14 protein-coding genes and 1 pseudogene are annotated in these 20,390 nt (G+C 71.5%); 6 read left to right on the top strand and 9 right to left on the bottom strand.

The features are described 5' to 3' along the window. Position 1: 1 nt before the first annotated feature. Positions 2-3,697: a nitrate reductase subunit alpha gene (locus EJG53_RS39310; RefSeq protein WP_125048887.1), complete on the bottom strand. Its 3,696-nt coding sequence runs from the start codon at positions 3,695-3,697 to the stop codon at positions 2-4. 227 nt (positions 3,698-3,924) lie between these two features. Between EJG53_RS39310 and EJG53_RS39305 the strand changes: the two genes are divergently transcribed. Beyond that, positions 3,925-5,166 (top strand): TIGR04053 family radical SAM/SPASM domain-containing protein, encoded by a 1,242-nt coding sequence (locus EJG53_RS39305; protein WP_167515244.1) that lies wholly within the window; start codon positions 3,925-3,927, stop codon positions 5,164-5,166. Between the two features lie 121 nt (positions 5,167-5,287). Here the strand turns inward: EJG53_RS39305 and EJG53_RS39300 are convergent. Next, positions 5,288-5,927, bottom strand: a pseudogene (locus EJG53_RS39300) (MmyB family transcriptional regulator). Between EJG53_RS39300 and EJG53_RS43515 the strand changes: the two are divergent. Together EJG53_RS43515 and EJG53_RS39290 are read left to right on the top strand one after the other, a co-directional pair. Beyond that, entirely contained in the window at positions 5,926-6,507 is a 582-nt protein-coding gene (locus EJG53_RS43515) for an aldo/keto reductase (protein WP_218041948.1), read from the top strand. The pseudogene EJG53_RS39300 and the gene EJG53_RS43515 sit on opposite strands and share 2 nt — an antisense overlap. 302 nt (positions 6,508-6,809) lie before the next feature. After that, positions 6,810-7,922 carry a serine hydrolase domain-containing protein gene (locus EJG53_RS39290; RefSeq protein ID WP_125048886.1) on the top strand — a complete coding sequence of 371 codons (1,113 nt, stop codon included), beginning with the start codon at positions 6,810-6,812 and terminating at the stop codon, positions 7,920-7,922. Between the two features lie 30 nt (positions 7,923-7,952). Here EJG53_RS39290 and EJG53_RS39285 read toward each other — a convergent pair whose 3' ends face one another. Both EJG53_RS39285 and EJG53_RS39280 read right to left on the bottom strand, forming a co-directional pair. Then, a complete protein-coding gene (locus tag EJG53_RS39285) occupies positions 7,953-9,572 on the bottom strand; it encodes a PucR family transcriptional regulator (protein ID WP_125048885.1) in 1,620 nt (539 codons plus the stop codon). A gap of 154 nt (positions 9,573-9,726) precedes the next feature. Next, the gene (locus tag EJG53_RS39280) at positions 9,727-10,641 is read right to left on the bottom strand and encodes an NAD(P)H-binding protein (protein WP_125048884.1); all 915 of its coding nucleotides are present in this window, start codon (positions 10,639-10,641) and stop codon (positions 9,727-9,729) included. A 155-nt stretch (positions 10,642-10,796) separates the two neighbouring features. Between EJG53_RS39280 and EJG53_RS39275 the strand changes: the two genes are divergently transcribed. Continuing rightward, positions 10,797-11,654 carry a helix-turn-helix domain-containing protein gene (locus EJG53_RS39275; protein ID WP_125048883.1) on the top strand — a complete coding sequence of 286 codons (858 nt, stop codon included), beginning with the start codon at positions 10,797-10,799 and terminating at the stop codon, positions 11,652-11,654. 73 nt (positions 11,655-11,727) lie between these two features. Here the strand turns inward: EJG53_RS39275 and EJG53_RS39270 are convergent, their stop codons facing one another. After that, positions 11,728-12,336 carry a TetR/AcrR family transcriptional regulator gene (locus tag EJG53_RS39270; protein WP_125048882.1) on the bottom strand — a complete coding sequence of 203 codons (609 nt, stop codon included), beginning with the start codon at positions 12,334-12,336 and terminating at the stop codon, positions 11,728-11,730. A gap of 169 nt (positions 12,337-12,505) precedes the next feature. Here EJG53_RS39270 and EJG53_RS39265 point away from each other — a divergent pair, with 169 nt between their 5' ends. Further along, the gene (locus tag EJG53_RS39265; RefSeq protein ID WP_125049885.1) at positions 12,506-14,002 is read left to right on the top strand and encodes an amidase; all 1,497 of its coding nucleotides are present in this window, start codon (positions 12,506-12,508) and stop codon (positions 14,000-14,002) included. 30 nt (positions 14,003-14,032) lie between these two features. On the opposite strand, the gene menC is transcribed toward EJG53_RS39265, so the two are convergent. The 4 genes from menC to EJG53_RS39245 all read right to left on the bottom strand — a co-directional run bounded on the left by menC (position 14,033) and on the right by EJG53_RS39245 (position 18,251). Beyond that, positions 14,033-15,142 (bottom strand): o-succinylbenzoate synthase, encoded by a 1,110-nt coding sequence (menC, locus tag EJG53_RS39260; protein WP_125048881.1) that lies wholly within the window; start codon positions 15,140-15,142, stop codon positions 14,033-14,035. A 29-nt stretch (positions 15,143-15,171) separates the two neighbouring features. Next, a complete protein-coding gene (locus EJG53_RS39255; RefSeq protein ID WP_244955533.1) occupies positions 15,172-15,942 on the bottom strand; it encodes a GNAT family N-acetyltransferase in 771 nt (256 codons plus the stop codon). After that, on the bottom strand, positions 15,939-17,021 hold the full coding sequence (locus EJG53_RS39250; protein ID WP_125049883.1) for a M20 family metallopeptidase: 1,083 nt from the start codon (positions 17,019-17,021) through the stop codon (positions 15,939-15,941). Before EJG53_RS39250 ends, EJG53_RS39255 begins: the two co-directional genes overlap by 4 nt. Before the next feature lie 207 nt (positions 17,022-17,228). Then, positions 17,229-18,251: a dipeptidase gene (locus EJG53_RS39245; protein WP_125048880.1), complete on the bottom strand. Its 1,023-nt coding sequence runs from the start codon at positions 18,249-18,251 to the stop codon at positions 17,229-17,231. Between the two features lie 514 nt (positions 18,252-18,765). Here EJG53_RS39245 and EJG53_RS39240 point away from each other — a divergent pair. Further along, positions 18,766-20,385 carry a fibronectin type III domain-containing protein gene (locus tag EJG53_RS39240; protein ID WP_125048879.1) on the top strand — a complete coding sequence of 540 codons (1,620 nt, stop codon included), beginning with the start codon at positions 18,766-18,768 and terminating at the stop codon, positions 20,383-20,385. The last annotated feature ends 5 nt before the right edge of the window (positions 20,386-20,390 follow it).

The following is a 20,390-nucleotide window of genomic DNA, read 5'->3' as shown; positions in this document are numbered from 1 at the left end:
GTCAGTACTCCACATCCTGGCCGCGGCGGCGGATGACGGTGACCTCGTCGCGCTGGTTGCCGGTGGGGCCGTAGTAGTTGAAGGCGTAGGTGAACTGGGCGTAGCCGCCGGCCAGATGTGTCGGTTTGAGCAGCAGCCGGGTCAGGGAGTTGTGCATGCCGCCGCGCTTGCCGCTGACCTCCGTCTTCGGCACGTTCACCGTGCGGTCCTTGGCGTGGTACATGTACACCGTGCCCTCCGGCATCCGGTGGGTGACCACCGCGCGGGCCGCCACGACGCCGTTGCGGTTGTACGCCTCGATCCACTCGTTGTCCTTGACGCCGATCTTCTCGGCGTCGGCGGTGCTCATCCAGATCACCGGCCCGCCCCGGGACAGGGCGAGCATGTAGGCGTTGTCCTGGTACTCGGAGTGGATGGACCACTTGGAGTGCGGGGTGAGGTAGCGGACCGTCACCTCGGCCCGGCCGTCCTCGCCCAGGTGCTCGTCGCCGTAGTGCCGGGTGGTGTTCAACGGAGGCCGGTAGACCGGCAGTTGCTCACCCAGCTCGGTCATCCAGTCATGGTCGACGAAGAAGTGCTGGCGGCCGGTGAGGGTGTGCCAGGGCTTGCGGTGCTCGACGTTGATGACGAACGGGGAGTAGCGGCGCCCGCCGGTCTCGCTGCCGGACCACTCGTAGGACGTGATCACCGAGCGGGGCTGGACGCGGGTGTCGGCGAAGGTGATGCGTTCCGCCTCCCGCTCGGCGGAGAGGTGCGCCATGGCCGTACCGGTGCGTTCCTCCAGCGCCTTGAAGCCCTCGGTGGCCAGCCGTCCGTTGGTGGTGCCGGACAGCGCGAGGATCGCCTCGCACATGTCGGTGGCGGTGGCCAGCGACGGCCGTCCGTCCGCGGCGCCGCCGCGCCGGACGCCGTTGGTCCGCCGCAGCCGCTCCAGTTCCTCGTCCGGCCGGACGGTGACGCCCTTCGTGGTGGTCCCGAGCCGGTCGAGGAGCGGGCCGACGGCGCGCATCTTGTCCGCCACCGCCGCGTAGTCCCGTTCGACGGTCACCAGCTTGGGCATGGTGCGCCCGGGGACCGGCGCGCACTCGCCGGCCTTCCAGTCGGCGACGATGCCGCCGGGCTGGGCCAGCTCGTCGGGGGTGTCGTGCTGGAGGGGCACGGCCAGGACGTCGGTACGGGTGCCGAGGTGGTCGGCGGCCAGTTCGCTGAAGCGGTCGGCGATGGTCAGGAAGGTGTCGTAGTCGGTCCGTGCCTGCCAGGGCGGCGCGATGGCCGGGGCGAAGGCGTGCACGAAGGGGTGCATGTCGGTGCTGGACAGGTCGTCCTTCTCGTACCAGGTGGCGGCCGGCAGCACCACGTCGGAGAACAGTCCGGTGGAGGTCATCCGGAAATCCATGCTGACCAGCAGGTCGAGCTTGCCCTCGGGCGCCTCCTCGTGCCAGACGACGTCCCGGGGCCGCTTGTCGGGCGGTGTCTCCTCGGAGCGGACCGCCGCGTCCGTGCCCAGCAGGTGCCGCAGGAAGTACTCGTTGCCCTTGCCGGAGGAGCCCAGCAGGTTGGCCCGCCACACGGTCAGTACGCGCGGGAAGTTGGCCGGGTCGTCCGGGTCCTCGGCGGCGAAGCGCAGGGTGCCGGACGTCAGCCCCTCGACGATGTGCTCGGCCACCGGACGGCCCGCGGCGGCCGCCTCGTCGGCCAGGTCCAGCGGGTTGCGGTCGAAGCCGGGGTGGCCGGGGGTCCAGCCCATGCGGACGGCCTGGGCCAGACAGTCGGCGGTGGCGCGCCCGGCGAACCGCCCCTCGCCCAGCGGGGAGGCCAGCTCGTCCGGGCCGAAGGCCTCGTAACGCCACTGGTCGGTGGCCAGGTACCAGTAGGACGTACCGGCCATGTGGCGGGTGGGCCGCTGCCAGTCGAAGGCGAACGCGAGGTGTTGCAGGCCGGTGACGGGGCGGATCTTCTCCTGGCCGACGTAGTGGGCCCAGCCGCCTCCGTTGACGCCCTGGCAGCCCGTCATGGTGGTCAGGGCCAGGAAGGCGCGGTAGATGGTGTCCGAGTGGAACCAGTGGTTGGTGCCGGCGCCCATGGCGATCATGGAGCGGCCTTCGGTGCGTTCGGCGTTGCGGGCGAACTCCCGGGCGATACGGGCCGCCTGCGCCGCGGGGACCGAGGTGACGGTCTCCTGCCAGGCAGGCGTGTACGGCTGGGAGGCGTCCTCGTACGAGGCCGGCCACGTACCGGGCAGTCCGGGGCGGCGCACCCCGTACTGCGCCAGCATCAGGTCGAAGACGGTGGTCACCCGCCGCCCGCCGATCGTACGGACCGGAACGCCGCGCACCATCACGCCGCCGCCCTCGGTGGGGCCTTCGTCGAAGCGCGGCAGCGCCACGGTGGCCGTCGACTCGGCCCCTTCCAGCAGGCTCAACTCCGGCTCAGTGTCCCCCAATTCCAGGTTCCAGAGCCCCTTCCCCTCCTCCCCCCAGCGGAAGCCGAGCGACCCGTTGGGGACCACCGGCTCGCCGCTGCGGCGGTCCACCAGGACGGTCTTGAAGCGCGCGTGCTCGTCGCTCTCGCCGAGGTCGGCGGCGGTCAGGAAGCGGTCCGGCACCAGGTCGCCGTCCCGCTCGCGCAGTGTGACCAGGAACGGGGCGTCGGTGAACCGGCGCAGATAGTCCTCGAAGTAGGGCGTGGCGCGGTCGACCAGGAATTCGCGCAGGATGACGTGGCCCATCGCCATCGCCAGGGCACCGTCCGTACCCGGGTGCGGGGCCAGCCACTCGTCGGCGTGCTTGACGTTGTCGGCGTAGTCGGGGCTGACGGCGACGACCTTGGTGCCGTTGTACCGGGTCTCGGTCAGGAAGTGGGCGTCCGGGGTCCGGGTGACGGGGATGTTGGAACCCCACATGACCAGGTACCCGGCGTTCCACCAGTCGGCGGCCTCCGGCACGTCGGTCTGGTCGCCGAAGACCTGCGGCGAGGCGACGGGCAGGTCCGCGTACCAGTCGTAGAACGACAGCAGGGTGCCGCCGATCAGCGAGTGGAACCGCGCCCCCGCGGCGAAGGACGCCATCGACATCGCGGGGATCGGCGAGAACCCGGCCACCCGGTCCGGGCCGTACGTCTTGACGGTGTGCACCTGGGCGGCGGCGACCAGCTCGGCCACCTCGTCCCAGTCGGCGCGCACCAGTCCGCCCTTGCCCCGGGCCTTCTTGTAGGCGCGGGCCCTGGCCGGGTCCCCGGTGATCTCCGCCCAGGCGGCCACCGGGTCGCCGAGCCTGCGGCGCGCCTCCCGCCACATCTTCAGCAGCGCGCCGCGTACGTACGGGTAGCGGACCCGGCTGGGCGAGTAGGTGTACCAGGAGAACGACGCGCCGCGCGGGCAGCCGCGCGGCTCGTACTCGGGGCAGTCGGCACCGATCGACGGGTAGTCGGTGGCCTGGTGCTCCCAGGTGATGATCCCGTCCTTGACGTAGACCATCCAGGAGCAGGACCCGGTGCAGTTGACGCCGTGGGTGGAGCGGACGACCTTGTCGTGGGCCCAGCGGTCGCGGTAGAAGCCCTCCCACCGCGGGTCCGCCGGGCCGAACACGGCGCGCCCGTCCTCGCTCACCTCGCGGCGGTTCAGCAGCCGCCGGCCGGCCAGCGGCCAGCCGCGTGCTTCATCGGCCGCCGACGGGCTGCTGATCTTCTTGTTCTCCATGCGACCGAACCTAGATCCGGGTCATGCGGGGCACGGTGGGCGAAGCGTCCCGCGCCGCAGGGCCACAGGACCTCGAATGTTTTCGGCCACGCGGGACCAACGACCCTGCTCGGGGGCCGCCCCGCCCCCGGCGGCGGGCGCCTCCCCGGCCGCATGCTGGGGGTGATCGCATCGGAGGTACCGCTCATGTACGACCACGCCCGGCGGCCGGCCGCCCGCCCCGTTCCGTGTCCGCCCCGGTGACCGGCGCCCGGCCGGTCCGCCGGCAGCACCAGGCGGTGGCGGACAAGCCGTTCATCGTCATCTGGGAGTCGACCCGCGCCTGCCCGCTGGCCTGCCTGCACTGCCGGGCGACCGCGACGCCCGCCCGCGACCCCCGCGAGCTGGACACCCGGGCCGCCCAGGGCCTGATCGACCAGGTCGCCGCCTTCGGCCGGCCCGCTCCCCTGTTCGTCGTCACCGGCGGTGACCCCTTCCAGCGCCCGGATCTGCTGGAACTGATCGTTTACGGCACGCAGGCCGGGGTAAAGGTCGCCGTCTCCCCCTCGGGCACTCCGACCCTGACCGCCCCGAACCTCCGCGCCGTCCACGAGGCCGGGGCGGCGGGCCTGTCCCTGAGCCTGGACGGCTCCACCGCCGCACGCCACGACGGCTTCCGCGGCGTCCCCGGCGTCTACCGCTGGACCCTGGACGCCTGGGACACCGCCCGCCGCCTGGGCATGAAGGTCCAGATCAACACCACGGTCGGCCGGCACAACCTGCACGACCTGCCGGAGATCGCGGCGCTGGTCCGCGAGCACGGGGTGATGCTGTGGAGCGCCTTCTTCCTCGTACCGACCGGGCGCGGCAGCCAACTGGCCGCGCTCAGCCCGGCGGAGGCCGAGGACGTCCTCAACTTCCTCTACGACGTCGGGCTGTCGGTGCCGGTCAAGACCACCGAAGCCCACCACTTCCGCCGCGTCGCCCTGCAACGCGCGATCCTGTCAGCGAAGGGCGCCGACCACGTCCAGGCCCTCGGCCTCGGCCCCCTGTACCGCCAACTCCACCACCGCGCCGAAGAACTGGACCTCTGCACCGGCCCCCGCCGGACCCGCCGCCCACCCCTGGACGTCAACGCCGGCCGGGGCTTCGTCTTCGTCTCCCACACCGGCACCGTGCACCCCAGCGGCTTCCTCCCCCTCGCGGCGGGCAACGTACGTACCCGCCCGCTGACGGAGATCTACCGCGACTCGGACCTCTTCACCGCCCTGCGCGACGCCGGCCAACTGCTCGGCCGCTGCGGCCGCTGCGAGTTCCGCCATGTCTGCGGCGGCTCCCGCTCCCGCGCCCACGCCGTCACCGGCAACCCGCACGCCGAGGAACCGTGGTGCGGCTACGAGCCCGGGTCGTTCCCCTATCAGCGGGAACTGGCGGACTTGGTGGCCGGGACCGGCACCGACGGCGTACGGCCAGGTCAGAGCCGGTCGTAGATGACCGACAGCCGGCGCAGCATCTCCGCCGCCGAGTGGATCGAACGCGCCCTGAACGGAGAGCTGCGGGAGGCCGGACGGGACGTACGGCGCTACGTGCGCCGACCTCAGTAAGACTTCGTCACGGGCTGTCACCGGTCTTCCCGGGCCGAGAAGATCGACGCATGGGCTGTGCCGACTGGGATGGCGTGGCTGCCCAAATGGCGAGGAGTTTGAGCCGGTCCTCGGACGCGGTGCCGGGTTCGGCCGTGTAGATGATCAGGTCGTGCACGGCTCGGCCCGGCAGGGGCAGGTCGAGGGACTGGAAGGTCAGGTCCAGGTGGCCGACGGCGGGGCGCTGGAGCCGTTTGACGCCGTCGTGGCGCATCAGGACGTCGTGCGCGGCCCATCGACTGCGGAACTCCGGGCTGGTGGTGGACAGTTCGCCGACGAGTGCGCGCAGTGCCCGGTCACGGGGCTCGCGTCCGGCCTCGGCGCGCAGCAGGGCGGCGGTGGCGGCGCCGGCGGCGTCCCAGTCGACGAAGAAGTCATGGGCGCCAGGGTCGAGGACCTCTTCGGACACGCCGCCGATGTGGCCCTTCTTCAACCGCGTGTACCACTCCGTGCTCGCGCCGGCGAGGACGGCGACCTCCTCGCGCCGCAGTCCGGCGACCCGGCGGCGGGTGCTGGTCGGCAGTCCGACCTGCGCGGGGGGTGATCCTGGCGCGCCGGCCGGCAAGGAAGTCCCGGATTTCGCCGCGGTTTCCGGGCTGTTGGTCCATGCCATTCATCGTAGCCACCGGTCACCGCACAAAGGAGGTTGAGGTTGTACCCCCCCATAGACGCGACCTTCTCCGGTGGCGGCGACCGCGGTCTCCTGGGGTCCGATCGTTCCGACACGATCCCGAGATCCCAAGAACGGACAACGGAGTAAGACATGACGAGCAAGGCGCTGGCGGTGCCGGCGGTGGCGTTGGGCACCTGGGCCTGGGGAGACAGCGGCGAGACGGGCGACGGCTACATCGGCAGTCGGCTCAGCGCGGGTACAGCCCGGCGCATCCGTTGCCGGAGGGGAGCAACCGGGCGACCGTGTACAACGGCATCCTGCCCCGGTTGCAGGCGCTGACGGACCGGATGGGGGCGATCGGCAAGGACCGGGGCGCGTCCGCCGCCGATGTCGCCATCGCCTGGGCCGTCGCCAAGGGGACCACCCCGATCGTCGGGGTCACGAAGACGGATCACATCGACGGGGTGGTCCGGGCCCGCGGCATGGAGCTCGCCGACGAGGAGATCGCGGAACTGGAGGCGCTGGCGGACGCCGCGGACGTCGACACGCGCGGCTGGTGGGAGAACGAGATGTAGCGGTGGCCGGAAACCGGATAAGGGGCCGCGTCCGTTCCGGGCGCGGCCCGCGAATTCGGCCCTGCAGGAAAACAGGCCCTGGACCGGCGCCTTCAGCGGTCCTTTGGCCGGACGCACAAAACCTGTGCGCCATCTCTGTACGGCCGTCGCATGCCGCCGGCCGGGGCAACGGTAACGCTGTCCGCACGCACATTCAGCGAGTTACGACGAGTTCCGGCGCGTTCTGACGAACGAGCGACACGCGGGGCGGAACCGACCGAGCGCTGCGCGCATCAGTATGACTGAAGGAGACGTTCAACGTTATGCGATACGGGACCAGCGCCGTGGCTTTGGCATTCACCGCTTCTCTGATCACAGCGGCACCTGCCGCGTCGGCCGCGGCACCGCGGTGCGACACCCGGCCCGTCCAGACCGCGCTCAAGGCGCTGGAAAAGGTCGGCGCCTCGGGGATCAGCGTCACGGTGAAAAGCCCCCGCTGCGGCGTATGGCACGGCGGTGTCGGCCTCGCCGACCTGAGGACGGGCCGTAAGGCCGTCGGCAATGAGCACGGCCGTATTGCCAGCAACACCAAGACCTGGACGGCCACGGTCGTGCTCCAGCTCGTCGGTGAGGGCAAGCTGAAGCTGGACGACACCGTGGACCGGCATCTGCCCGGCCTGGTCCGCACCGAGCACTACGACGGGCGCAAGATCACGATCCGGCAGCTACTGCAGCACACCAGCGGTCTGCCCGACTACCTGGACGCGTGGGACGACCTGGAGGCGCACCGCTGGGAGCACATGGAGCCGCTGGAGACGGTCGAGCAGGCCCTGACGCTGCCCCCGCCCGACGACCGGACCCCCGGCGGCTTCGCCTACTCCAACACCAATTACAACCTGGTCGGCCTGATCGTCGAGAAGGTCACCGGCCGCGACATCGGCACCGAGATAGAACAGCGGCTCATCGAGCCGCTCGGGCTGCGGCACACCTTCTGGCCCGGTGACCGGACCACGCTGCCCAAGCCGGACATGCGCGGTTATGTGGACCGGGACGGGAAACTGGCGGACCGGACGGAATGGAACGTCTCCGGGGCCGACGCGTCGGGTGCGCTGGTGTCCACCAGCGCCGACGCGACCACGTTCTGGACCGCGCTGCTCTCCGGAAAGCTGCTGGCGCCGGCCCAGCTCGCCGAAATGAAGAAGACCGTCGCGGACAGCTTCCCGAGTGAGCGGTACGGTCTGGGAGTGGAGCGCTACGAAACCACTCCGGGCTTTGTCACCTGGGGTCACAGCGGCCATATGGAGTCCGGCCACAAATTCCGTAACGCCGTCACCGACGACGGCCGACGGGCCGTGACGCTGCTGATCGGCTCGGAGTCGTTCGACTCGGACAAGGTGGACGCGATCATCGGCAAGCTCATCCACGACCTCCGCTGACCGGGCCCCTCCCCCGCTCCCCGGCGCGCCTCAGGGCGTCCGGGGAGTGTCCGCGTTTCCGGCTCCGGCAGCGCCGCCGAGCCCCGCCAGCGTCCGCAACTGCAGCCAGAGCACGAGCCGTTCGTCGGGGTCCTCGAAGTCGATCCCGAGTTGCCGGCCGGCCTGCTTCAGGCGGTAACGGCAGGTGTTGGGGTGGACCGAGAGCAGCTTCGCCGCGCCCGCCACGTCGCAGCCCGCGTCGAACCAGGACACCAGGGTGCGGGCGTAGTCGGTGCCGTGCCCGGCGTCCGCCGCGAGCACCCGCTGCCAGGCACCCGCCCGCAGCCCCCGCTGTTTCTGCATGACGTCGGAGAGCCGCAGCAGTGTCACCCGGGGCCGCACCTCGTCGATCGTGGCCACCGGCAGGCCGTCGTGCAACAGCCGTAGGACCAGGTCCGCGTCCGCGCGCGAGTCCGCCACGCCGCCGAGGTCCGGTGCCACCTCGCCGAGCGCCGCCCGTACCGGAACGCGCAGCGACCGCCCGGCCCGGCGCACGATGTCCTCCGCCAACTGCCGGTGCCGCTGGTGGGTGGTCTTGTGGTCCTGCGGCGTGCGCGCTCCGGCACTCTCCTTGGGCGCCGGCAACAACGCGTACACCACCCCGTCCAGGAGGACGCACGCGTGCCGCCCGTAGCGCGCTTCGCACTGCAGGCGTACGACGTCCAGCAGTCTGAGCGAGGTCCGCTCGGCGTCGGGGACGCTCGCCGTGAAGTCCAGCTCGAACGCGGCCACGCGCACCGCGTCCCATCCCAGGCGGTGTGCTGCCGTCGAGGCGTCCGCCGAGCCGTCCAGCAGCCGGCGCAGCAGGTCGGTGTTCTGGTGGCGGGCCAGTTCCTGGGCCGCGCGGGCACGCAGCAGGAGCAGTGCCGCCGTGGACGCGCCCTGGACCAGGGTCTCCTCGGCGTCCGGGGCGAGGGCGCCGCCGTCGATCACCCAGATCGAGCCGAGGGTCTCGCCGCTGGCCCGCACCGTGACGGCCAGCCGCGGCAGGTCCCCCGGTTTGAGCGAGGGGAGCCACACCGGCCCGTCGGCCGAGAACACCTTTCTGACCTGCTCGGAGTTGTCCACGCTGCCCGGGACCTGGAGGCCGAGGATGCCCTGGCGGCGGTCCTCGTCGACCGGCTGTCCCGGCACGGTGGAGTAGGCCAGGATGCGCTGGCGCGGGTCCTCCACGGCCGTCGCTCCGCCGGTCGCCGCCGCGATCGCGTCGGCCAGCGCGAACAGGTCGCCCAGCCCGGCGGCACTGTGGGCCGACCGTGCGCCGATCGCCGACGCCAGCATCAGGTGGACGTGGTGCCAGGCAGCGTCCTCGTCGACGGCCAGCAGCGCCATGCCGTGTGCCTCGGCCTCGCCGACCGGCGGCCCGGCCGTGCCCCGCACCACCACGCCGGTCATCCCGGCCTCCGCCGCGGCCCGCATCAGCGGCCCGGCCGCGGCCGCCCGTACGCCGACCGCGAGCAGCAGGGCGCCGGGCGCATGGGGCAGTGGGGCGTGGGCGTCGTACAGCAGCGCTTCGGTGACCGGGGCGGCGAAACCGGCCGGAGCGGTGTGCAGCCGCAGGGGCGGGCTGCCGACGATGTCGATCAGGTCGCCGAGCGTACAGGCGTCCATAGGTGCTCCTCACCGCATGGTCCCGGATCCGACCAGGCTGTTGTCCCGACTGCCCAGGTTGCTTCCTGGACGCGCCCGGGTGACTGGCCGATCACAACAGGAACGTACGTTCCTGTTGTCCTTTTCCACAACGTGCGGGGCGAGGTCGGCGAGATCAGCCCGCTTCGGCGGGGTGTGCCGTGCGGAACCGGGGAGCGAACTCGTCCGCCACGAACCGTTCGACGGAGGTGGGGGTGGAGGTGCGGGCGGTACGCGGCTGCCGCATCCGTATGTGCCGGGCATTGATGGCCTCGCCGGCCTCGGCCATCATGGCCGCGACATCGGCGGACACGCCTGCGGCCAGGAGCCCCGCGTGGAAGTCGGCGAGACTGGTCCGCTCGTACGTGAAGCCGTCCGCGCCCACCGCCTCGGCGATCACATGCACGGCTTCCCGCATGCTCACGTCGCGTTCGCCCTGGAGCTCCAGGATCTCCGTACCGTGCCAGCCCCCGGTGGCCAGCAGCTCCCCGGCCCGCGCCCCGACATCGCGCGTGCACACGAACGGCAGGGGAAGGCCGGGCTCGAAGGGGGCGCTGATGCGGTGGTGGGTCCTGGCGGTGCCGAGATGGTCCAGCAGGTTCTCCATGAAGTAGCCCGCCCGCAGCCACAGCGTGTCCACCCCCGGGACGGCCGAGAGGCGCTGCTCGAAGCGGTGGAGCCCCTTGACCGGTCCGGTGCCGCCCGCGTGCTCGGCGCCCCAACTGCTGAGTCCGACGACGCGGGTCACACCGGACTCGGCGACCGCCTCGGTCAGGGAGGCCGCGACCTGGTCCTGGAAGGCGCCGAAATCGGGGTGGTCGGGGAGATAGTTGGGCTGGATCACCGCGTACACACCGTCCGCGCCACGGAAGGCGTCCGTCAGCGCGACGGGGTCGGCCGGGTCGGCCTCGCACACCTCGGCGCCCCGCGCGGCGAGGCCGGCGAGCCGCTGGGCGGAACGCCCGACAGCCCGTACGCGGTGCCCGGCGGCGAGAAGGTGTTCGGCGGCAGCCCGTCCGGTGCGGCCACTGGCGCCGGTGATGACGAACATCGACGTAACTCTTTTCCTTGGCGGTCTCGGTGTCTGCCTGCCTGAGCCCCAGGCCCTTCGGCAGGCGTTCGACACGCTAGGCACCCGGCGATCCGTACGGGTAGGAGTGCCGCACCCACCCCGGGGCGGCAGCACCTCGTCCTTACGCTGGTGGGATGGACGTTTCAACGGGGCCCGGCGGAGGCGCACCACTGGCTGCCTTCCTGCGCGCACGACGGGACCGGGTGCGGCCCGAACAGCACCGGCTGGCCGCTGGGGCGCAGCGCCAGGTGCCGGGGCTGCGGCGGGACGAAGTGGCGCTCCTGGCCGGGATCAGCACCGACTACTACGTACGCCTGGAGCAGGGGCGGGAACGGCGGCCGTCGCCCACCGTGGTGGAGGGCCTGAGCAGGGCCCTGCTGCTGGATGCTGTGGCGGCGCGCTACCTGCGTGAACTGGCCGTCGCGGACTCTGTTGCGGATCCCGTCGCGGGCGAGGAGGCGCTCCGAATGAGTACGGAGCGCCTGGCGGCCGTACACCAACTGCTCGGCTCCCTACCGGTGCCTGCCTTGCTGGTGAACCGATGGCTCGACATCGTGGGGAGCAACCCGCTCGGCGACCGTCTGCACGAGGGGTTGGAGCCCCGGGACAACTACGCCCGCCTGGTGTTTCTCGCCCCCGGCGCACCGTCGTTCTTCACCGAGTGGCCCGAACTCGCCCGCTGCATGGTGGCCGCCCTGCGCGCCCAGACCGGCTCCGGGACGGCCTCGCCGCGCCTGACGCGCCTGACACGCCTGGTGGCAGAGCTGTCCGCGAAGAGCGACGTCTTCCGCACCGTCTGGCGCGAGCACCACCTCTACGAGAAGGCGATGGACCACAAACGGCTCCGGCACCCGAGGATCGGAACACTCGCCCTCGACCAGCATGTCCTGGAGCTGCCTGGCAGCGGAGGCCATCGGATCTGGGCCTTCCACCCGGCGGACGAGGCGACCTCGGACGCCCTGCTCGGCCTGACTGGGACGGTCAGTCGATGACAGCCCGCCGGTGACAGTCAGTCGATGACAGCCCGCCGACGCTCGCCCGCCCCGCGCCCGATCAGGCCCCGGGTCAGGTCCCGGATCGGGCCCCGTGCCGGTCCACGATCCCCTCGACGATCTTCATCAGCCGGTCCCCCACCTGGTCGATGCTCCCGTTCTGCATGCTGACCTGCGCCCCTTCCAGTACGAAAGTGATCTCGGCGGCGGCCTGCTCGGGGTCGGGCAGCCCGGCCTCGGCGCACATGCCGACCAGTCTGCGGGTCTGGCGGGCCTTGTGCTGCTCGATCACCTGCCGTGCGGGATCGGAACGGTCGGGCAGTTCGGCGAGGGAGTTGACGAACGGGCAGCCCCGGTACGAGAGCGTCGGCAGCCCCTCGGCGATGAAGCGGGCCAGGCCCAGGATCTGCTCCCTGGGACGGCCGGGGTGTTCGGCCTCGACCCGGTCGAAGGCCGCCTGGTAGTCGGCGGCGACGATCCGCAGCCACTCCGCGACCAGGGCGTCCTTGGTCTCGAAGTGCCGGTAGATCGCCATCTTGGTGGTCTCGGCCCGCTCGGCGATCGCCTGCACGCCCACCCGCCGGATGCCCTCGCACTGGAAGAGCTCTTCCGCCGCGTCGAGGATGCGCTCACGGGGCGGCAGTTTGGCCACCCTGCCCGGCCTTCTCGTGGTCGCTGTCATGACTGCTCCGTGACTCCGGTCGATCGTGGGCTCGTCGCACCTGTCGGGCCTGTCGAACCTTGGGCCGGTGGGCCCCCTCAACTCCTGCTACGGTACCAGCCGGACCCACACGATACCGCCCGGTATCGTTCGGAACCCATCGGTATCCTTCATTCTGCTGGGAGTGACTGTGAAAATTCCCGAGTACGTACGCTTCGACGCTGTAGGGCTCGCGGAGCTGGTGGCCAGGGGTGAGGTGTCCCCCGCCGAACTGGAGGCAGCCGCACGCGAGGCCGTACAGGCGGTCAATCCGCGGATCAACGCCGTCGTGGAGACCTGGCCCACCGACGACGAGCCCGGCCCCGACGCCCGTCCCGGCCCCCGCCGCCACCCCGGCAGCACACCGCTGGCGGGCGTTCCCTTCCTGATCAAGGACATCGGAGTCGCGATGGCCGGGAGGCGGACGGAGCTGGGAAGCCGTCTCGCGGCCGGCCTTGTCGCCGGGGCCGACTCCGCCCTGATGCGGCGCTTCCGTGACGCCGGTCTCGTGACGTTCGGCCGGACCGCGACACCGGAGCTGGCCTACAGCATCACGACGGAACCCGTGCTGTACGGCGCGACCCGCAACCCGTGGAGCCCGGAGCTGAGCGCGGGCGGATCCAGCGGGGGCTCGGCCGCGGCGGTCGCGGCCGGGGTGGTCCCGATCGCGCACGCCACCGACGCCGCCGGCTCGCTGCGCATCCCCGCCGCCTGTACCGGCCTCTTCGGGCTGAAGCCCACCCGTGGCCGGGTGTCCATGGGCCCCGACGCCGACGAGACGTTCAGCGGCCTGGCCGTGCAGGGCAGCGTCAGCCGCACCGTACGGGACAGCGCGGTGCTGCTCGACCGGATGCGCGGCCCGGAACCGGGCGACCCCTACTTCGCCCAGCAGCCGTCCCGGCCCTACGCGGAGGAGGTCACCCGCGACCCGGGCCCGCTGCGTATCGGTGTCCTCCCCCAGGCATGGGGCGGACGCCGCACCACCGCACCCGTGGCCGACGCGCTGGCCCGTACCGTACGGCTGCTCGAAGCCCTCGGCCACCGGGTGGAGGAGGTCACGGTCGATCTCGGGGTCGGCTGGGAGGAGTTCGTCCTGGCCACCGCCCGGCTGTTCACGGTGCACCTCGCGGCCTCGGTCGACGCGGTGGCCGCCGCCTTCGGCCGGCCCGTCGACTCCTCGACGCTCGAACCGGCGACGCTCGCCGGCTGTCAGTACGGGCAGCAGGTCAGCGGCGCCCGGTTCGTCGACGCGCTCGCGGTACGCAACCGGGTCGCCCGGAGCCTGGCGCGGTACTTCGACGCCCACGACATCCTGCTCACCCCGACCTTGCCGGAGCTCCCCATGCCGCTGGGCACCTATGCGGAGGGCGCGGCGGCGCTGGACGGCCTCGGCTGGATCGACCGCCTCAACGACCGCTCACCGTTCACCATGGCGTTCAACGTGGCGGGCACGCCGGCCATGTCCGTGCCGGTGACGGCCGACACCGCGACGGGGCTCCCGATCGGTATGCAGTTCGCCGCCGGGTACGGCCTGGAAGGCCGCCTCTTCCGCCTGGCCGGCCAACTCGAACAGGCAAGCCCGTGGTCGGACCGTACCCCGGTGGTGTGGGCGGGAGATCACACCGGCACTGTCACACCCACCGAGTAGTGTCCGGGAGCCGTTTCCCTGGCGGCACCCTCACAACGCCACCCATTCACTGAAGCTCGTGACCTCGTCGAGAAGGTGGGGCAGCGGCTCGACGCCGAGGCCGGGGCCGGTGGGGACGTCGAGGTGACCGTCGGCCAGGACGAACGGTTCCGTGATGTCGGTGGCGAAGTAGCGGCTGGAGCCGGAGGTGTCGCCGGGGAGGGTGAAGCCGGGCAGGGCGGCCAGGGCCACGTTGGCGGCGCGGCCGATGCCGGTCTCCAGCATGCCGCCGCACCAGACGGGTATGCCGTGGGCGCGGGCCAGGTCGTGGATGCGCCGGGCTTCGAGGTAGCCGCCGACCCTGGCCGGCTTGATGTTGATGACGGAGCAGGCGCCGAGGGAGATGGCCGCCGCGGCGTCGGCGGCGGACTCGATGGACTCGTCCAGGCAGACCGGGGTACGCAGCAGCTTGGCCAGTTCGGCGTGCTGGACCATGTCGTCGTTGGCCAGCGGCTGTTCGATCAGCAACAGGTCGAAGGCGTCCAGCCGGGCCAGTTGCCGGGCGTCCACCAGGGTGTAGGCGGCGTTGGCGTCGACCTGGAGGAGCAGGTCGTCACCGAAGCGCTCGCGTACGGCGCGTACCGGCTCGACGTCCCAGCCGGGCTCGATCTTCAGCTTGATCCGGACGTAGCCCTCGTCGACGTACCCCGCCACGGCGTCGAGGAGTTCGGGTACGGAGTCCATGATCCCGACCGAGACGCCGCAGGGCACCCGGTCCCGGGCGGCCCCCAGGTAGGAGCCGAAGGACTCGCCGGCGGCGCGGAGCTGGGCGTCCAGCACCGCGGTCTCCAGCGCGGCCTTCGCCATGCGGTGGCCGGTGAAGGGCCGCAGGACCCGTCCCACCCCGTGTGCGTCCGTGCCGTCCTTCGGCAGGGCGGGGATCAGGAACTTGCGCAGGACCTCCTGGGCGCTGTCGACGTACTCGGAGCAGTAGCGGGGTTCGGACATCGCGGCGCACTCGGCCCACCCCTCGCCCTCGGCGGTGACCACGCGGACCAGCAGCACGTCGCGGCTGGTCTCCACGCCGAAGGAGGTACGGAACGGGGCGACGAGCGGCATCGCGATGCGGCGCAGCTCGACGCCGGTGATCTTCGTCTGCACGACTGGTGACTCCTTGAGGGGTAGGGCGGTCAGGGGCGGGCGTGGGGGCGTTGGACCACGTAACGGCGGCGTTCGTGGAAGCCGACGACGCGGGCACCCTCGGCGAGCAGGCCGCCCAGGGTGTCCCGTACCGCCAGCCGCCAGGCCCGGGCGGCGCCGGGGTCCGTACCGCGCAGGGCCTCGATGTCGTCGGGCAGGTCGACGAGGACGGTGGCGGCGTCGGTCGGCACGGTCTGCGGGCGGCCCTCGTCGTTACGGAGGACGTGCGCAGTGCCGGCGGGCAGTTCGGTCGTCCCGGGCGGTGGGGTGGGCGTGGTGAGGTTCCAGGCGACCACGACCCGGTCGGATTCGTCGCCGCCGTTGATGACGTCGTCCATCGCGCCGTAGAAGGAGGTCAGGTACTCCTCCGGCCGGGCGCCGAGTTTGACGAGGTTGAAGTAGGCGTTGCGGCGGATGAGCGGGTCGTAGGTCCAGGTGATGCGCTCCAGGCGGCGGGCCATCGCCCACTGCCGCTGGTGCAGTTTGAGGGCGAGGCCCACGCCACGGCCCATTTCGGCGCCGGTGATGTGCGAGTGCAGGCTGGTGCCCACGGGTTCGCCGAAGAAGCCGACGGAGGCGCCGACCAGCCGGCCGTCCTCGTACGCTCCGGCCACATAGTTGCCGGCGTGCGAGAGGGCGCGCATGACCTCGGCGGACATGGGCGAGTGGGCGGGCGGGGTCCCCCAGATGCCGGCGTAGAGCAGGCTGACGGCGTCGAAGTCCGCCATGAGGTGCAGCTCCCGTACGGTGGCCCCCTTCACCGCAGTGCTCCGACCAGGCGGGCCAGGAGGCGGGCGCGGTCCGGCATGGTGGCGGCCACGACGTGTTCGTGGTCGGCGTGCGCGCCGTCGCCCACCGCGCCGAGGCCGTCGAGCGTGGGGCACCCGACCCCGGCGGTGTAGTTGCCGTCGGAGGCCCCGCCCACGGCCGCTTGGCGCAGCGGGTCGAGGCCGAGCCGTACGGCCTCCTCGGTGGCCAGGGCGAACAGCTCGCCGGAGGCATCGGGGGCCAGGGGCGGCCGGTTGGGGCCGCCGTCGATCTGCAGGCGGGCGCCGGGGGTCCGCGGGTGCAGGGACCGGATGAGCCGGTCGACCGCGTCCTGGGCCGTGGCGTTCGGCACGCGGACGTCCACGCTCAGCTCCGCCCGTGCGGGCACGGTGTTGTTCGAGGTGCCGGCCCGCATCACGGTGGGGGTGACGCTCGTCCCGGGCCCGGTGGAGGCGTTGACGGTGCTCGCTATGCCGCCCAGGGCGAGCAGTTGGTGGGCGAGTTCGGTGGCCGCGTTGACGCCTTTCTCCGGCTCCAGTCCGGAGTGGGCGGCCCGGCCGTGGACGGTGATGTCGTAGAGGGACACGCCCTTGCGGCCGGTCTTCAGCGCTCCGCCGGGCGCCGACGGCTCCAGGACGAACGTGGCCGAGCACCGGCGCGCGATGTCCTCGATCAGTGCGCGGGAGGTGGCCGAGCCGGTCTCCTCGTCCCCGGTGACGAGCACACAGAGGCCGTCCAGAGAGGGCAGCGACTCCAGGGCGTGGAACATCTGCACCAGTCCTGCCTTCATGTCGAAGACGCCGGGTCCGCGGACGATGCCCTCCTCCACGGACCAGGGGTGCGTCTTGAGGGAGCCGGTCGGCCAGACGGTGTCGTGATGGCCCAGCAGCAGGACGCGCGGCGTTCCGAACGTCCACTGCACATGGGTGATGCCGTCCAGGGTGAGTGTCTGGGGCGGGACACCGAGCAGCCGGCGGCCCTGCGCGGCGACCACCTGAGCACTGCGGGCCACGGCGGCGTGGTCGTCGGAGAAGGACTCACAGGTGACCAGTTCTTCGAGGTCGGCGAGCATGGCGTCCAGGGATGGCGCTGCCGGTGTTCCCAGCATTTCCGGTGATCCCGGTGTTCCCAGGACTTCTGGTGTGTCGTCCGCCGGCGCGAAACGGCGTGCGGAGTCGTGCGGCACGGGGTGTCCTCCGTGAGGTGTCGGGTGAATGGCAGGGCCGGGATGACTGGTGCTGAGCCGCCACTGCCCCGGCGGGGAGCATCGGGCCGGGCGTCAGCCCATGTTCTTGCTCATGAGCCGTCGCATGTTGCCGCCGAGGATCTTGCGGACGTCCTCCTCGGGCAGCCCCCGGCGGAGCATCGCCTCGGTGACCCGGGGCAGGTCGGCCGGGCCCGCCAGGTCGGGGAAGTCGAACCGCGGATCTTCCTCGTCGAGGTTCTCGCAGCAGGGCGGGGTCAGGTCCGCCACCACCTCGCGCAGGAAGTCCGACCCGAGGCCGACGTGATCGATCCCGGCCACGGAGACGACGTGTTCGATGTGGTCGACGACCCGGTCGACGCTCACCTTCGACTCGTCGTCGGTGAGGAAGTCCGGAACGAAGTTCACGCACACCACGCCGCCGGTGCCGGCCACACCGCGCAGTTGGTCGTCGGTGAGGTTGCGGTGGTGGTCGCGTAGGGCGCGGGCGCAGGAGTGGGTGGCGATGAGCGGGCGGGTGGCGAGCTCCAGTACGTGCGAGACGCCGCTCGCCCCCAGGTGGGAGATGTCGAAGAGCATGCCCAGGCGTTCCATCTCCCGCAGCGCCCGCACGCCGGGGGCGGTCAGCCGGCTGCCGGTGGCGTCCTCCCGGCTGCCGTCCGCGAGCGGGGTGCGTCCCCAGTGGGCGATCGAGGCGATCCGTACGCCGAGCCGGAACAGGGTGGCGAACAGTTCGACGGAGGCGTCGATGCCCGGCGCGCTCTCCAGCGCGAGCACCAGAGCGATCTTCCGCTCGGCGAGGGCCTCGTCGATGCCGGCTCCGTCGGTGCACAGCGCGACGTCTCCGGCGTTGGCCTCGGCGAGGACATGGGCGCACTCGATCATGCGGAGGGTCTGCCGGAGCGCGCCCTCGGGGCGGTACTGGTCGTCGATGAACACCGGCAGGACCTGGATGTCGATGCCACCCTCGCGCAGTTGCGGCAGCCACCGGTCCCGGAAGAAGCTGCCCCAGCGGTGCGGGGGACGCGCGGCCACGGCCATGAGGAGGTCGTTGTGGGCATCGGCGACGACGGCGCGGTGGTGCAGGTCCAAGGACACGACGGGGCCTTTCGCGTGGTGGGGAGCGGAGGCGGCACGGCGCCGGGTGGTTCGGTCGACTGGGCCGCAGCGTACGCACGGCGGCCTGCCGGGTTCTTGGTCCAAGAGGACGAACCAGCAGGTCATGTGTTGTGCGTAGGGACAAAGGCAGGGCGGGGTGGAGGTTTTTGCGGTACGGGGACGGGCCTCCCCGTAGCCCGTCGCCCGCCGGTGCGCGCAGCCCCCGCGCATTCCCGTACCCCTGTACCTCTCCCCCCACCGGGCACAGTCCCTTCCGGGAATTGCACCGGACGCATCCGCACCACGCTTCGCGGCGTCGTCCCGGAATGGCGCCATTTCCCGCGCACTCTTCCGGCCGGTCCGGCACTGGCCGATTTCCCTGATTGACGCAGGCAGGTGCCGTGCCTAGGTTCCCTGTCGCAACGGGATCGCAACGAGGCAGCAGGTTCACAACGGGGTCGCGACGGGGGGAGGAACGTCCGGGAACCGGACGTCGGAAACGAGGGGTGTGGACATGGCAAAGCAGTACGTCACGCCGGAATGGGAATCCCCTGGCGAGTGGTACGGCACCATGAAGGCCACGGTCTGGAATTTCGAAAGCGAACCACTGGTCGACCCGGAAATCTCGTTCCGCGTGCAGTCGGACCAGAACGTCACCGATGTCTACGGGCTCGTCTGGCAGCGGTCGGGCAACGTCATCACCGGGCGTCTGGTGCCCGAGCGCAAGACCGTCGCGCCGCACCGCGGCACCCAGGCGTTCCGGCTCGGCTTCTCCCGGTCCATGCCGGGCCCCGGCCCGCTGCCGGCCGAGTTCAAGATCAACGGGCAGTCCGCCGACGTACCCGACGACACGACGCCGCCGAGCGTGCCGACCAACCTTCAGGTGGAGACCGTCGGCCCGACCCAGGCCACGCTGTCCTGGGCCCCCGCCACCGACAACATCGGTGTGCGGGGCTACGAGGTGGCCTACGGCGGCGCCCAGCCGCTGCGGGTCAAGGACGAAACGGCGGTGCTCTCCGGTCTGACCCCGACGACCGCGTACACGGTACGGGTCACCGCCGTCGACCTCGCGGGCAACCGCTCCGACCAGTCCCAGCCGCTGGAGTTCAGCACCACCGACAAGCTCCCGGACGGCGGCCCCTGGGACATGCCGCGCGCTCCGTACGTGGACTACATGGCCTGGCCGAACCCCAGCCTCCCCCAGTACGCCCAGGAATCCGGCGTGGACGGCTTCATGCTGGGCTTCATCGTCGCCAACAACAACAAGAAGCTGGCGTGGGCCGGTCAGGACGGCCCGGACTGGGAGGTGGACCAGAGCTCGTACGGGAAGAAGGACATCCAGCAGCTCGCCGCTACTGGCGGCAAGGTCGCCTTCTCCTGCGGCGGAGCCTCCGGAAGGCCCCTCGAAGCCGTCGAGACGAGCGTCCCGAGGATCGTCGAGCAGTACGAGGCGTTCCTGCGCAACTACGGCGTCGCGCGCATCGACTTCGACTTCGAGGGCGACTTCCTGGCCGACGAGCCCGCGCACCTGCGGCACACGGCGGCGATCTCCCAGATCCTCGTCAAGCACCCCGGCCTCAAGATCTCCTACACCCTGCCCGCCGACGCACAGCCCGGTGAGGGGTCGGCCGGCTTCAGCCCGGTCGGCGTCCGGTTCCTGGCCAAGGTGGCCGCCGCCGGGATCGAGCCGGGCCTGGTCAACGGCATGCTGATGGAGTTCGGCCAGAGCGCGCCGCCCGACATGTACGAGTGCTGCGTCATCGGCCTCAAGGCCATGCACGGCCAGATCGGTTCGCTGTGGCCCGCCTGGGACGCGACGAAGACCTGGAACCGTACGGGCGCGACCCCGATGTTCGGCTGCAACATCAACAAGCGGGTCTTCACCCTCGACAACCAGCGCAGCCTGGTCGAGTTCGCCCACGAGAACCAGCTCGGCGCGCTCTCCGGGTGGGACGCCACCCGCGACCACAACCAGGGCAACCCCGACGTCCAGCCGCCGTGCACCGTCGGCTGCGACCAGTGCGACACCTACCGCTGTACCTGTGTGGACCAGCGGCCGTTCGACTTCAGCAAGCTCATCGCCCTCTACAAGAACGGCGCCAGCCCCACCATCGGGGCACAGTCCCGAGTGTGACGATC

Source organism: Streptomyces chrestomyceticus JCM 4735 (assembly GCF_003865135.1).
Classification (GTDB): domain Bacteria; phylum Actinomycetota; class Actinomycetes; order Streptomycetales; family Streptomycetaceae; genus Streptomyces; species Streptomyces chrestomyceticus.
The sequence above is the reverse complement of the archived record's forward strand: the minus strand, read 5'-3'. Positions and strand labels throughout refer to the sequence as shown.

Excerpts from the sequence above, each read along its gene's own strand:
- EJG53_RS39250 (WP_125049883.1), bottom strand. The coding sequence starts at position 17,021 with ATGCTCGCCGACCTCGAAGAACTGGTCACCTGTGAGTCCTTCTCCGAC.
- EJG53_RS39310 (WP_125048887.1), bottom strand. The coding sequence starts at position 3,697 with ATGGAGAACAAGAAGATCAGCAGCCCGTCGGCGGCCGATGAAGCACGC.
- EJG53_RS39275 (WP_125048883.1), top strand. The coding sequence starts at position 10,797 with ATGGACGTTTCAACGGGGCCCGGCGGAGGCGCACCACTGGCTGCCTTC.
- EJG53_RS39280 (WP_125048884.1), bottom strand. The coding sequence starts at position 10,641 with ATGTTCGTCATCACCGGCGCCAGTGGCCGCACCGGACGGGCTGCCGCC.
- EJG53_RS39240 (WP_125048879.1), top strand. The coding sequence starts at position 18,766 with ATGGCAAAGCAGTACGTCACGCCGGAATGGGAATCCCCTGGCGAGTGG.
- EJG53_RS39285 (WP_125048885.1), bottom strand. The coding sequence starts at position 9,572 with ATGGACGCCTGTACGCTCGGCGACCTGATCGACATCGTCGGCAGCCCG.
- EJG53_RS39290 (WP_125048886.1), top strand. The coding sequence starts at position 6,810 with ATGCGATACGGGACCAGCGCCGTGGCTTTGGCATTCACCGCTTCTCTG.
- EJG53_RS39270 (WP_125048882.1), bottom strand. The coding sequence starts at position 12,336 with ATGACAGCGACCACGAGAAGGCCGGGCAGGGTGGCCAAACTGCCGCCC.
- EJG53_RS43515 (WP_218041948.1), top strand. The coding sequence starts at position 5,926 with ATGCCATTCATCGTAGCCACCGGTCACCGCACAAAGGAGGTTGAGGTT.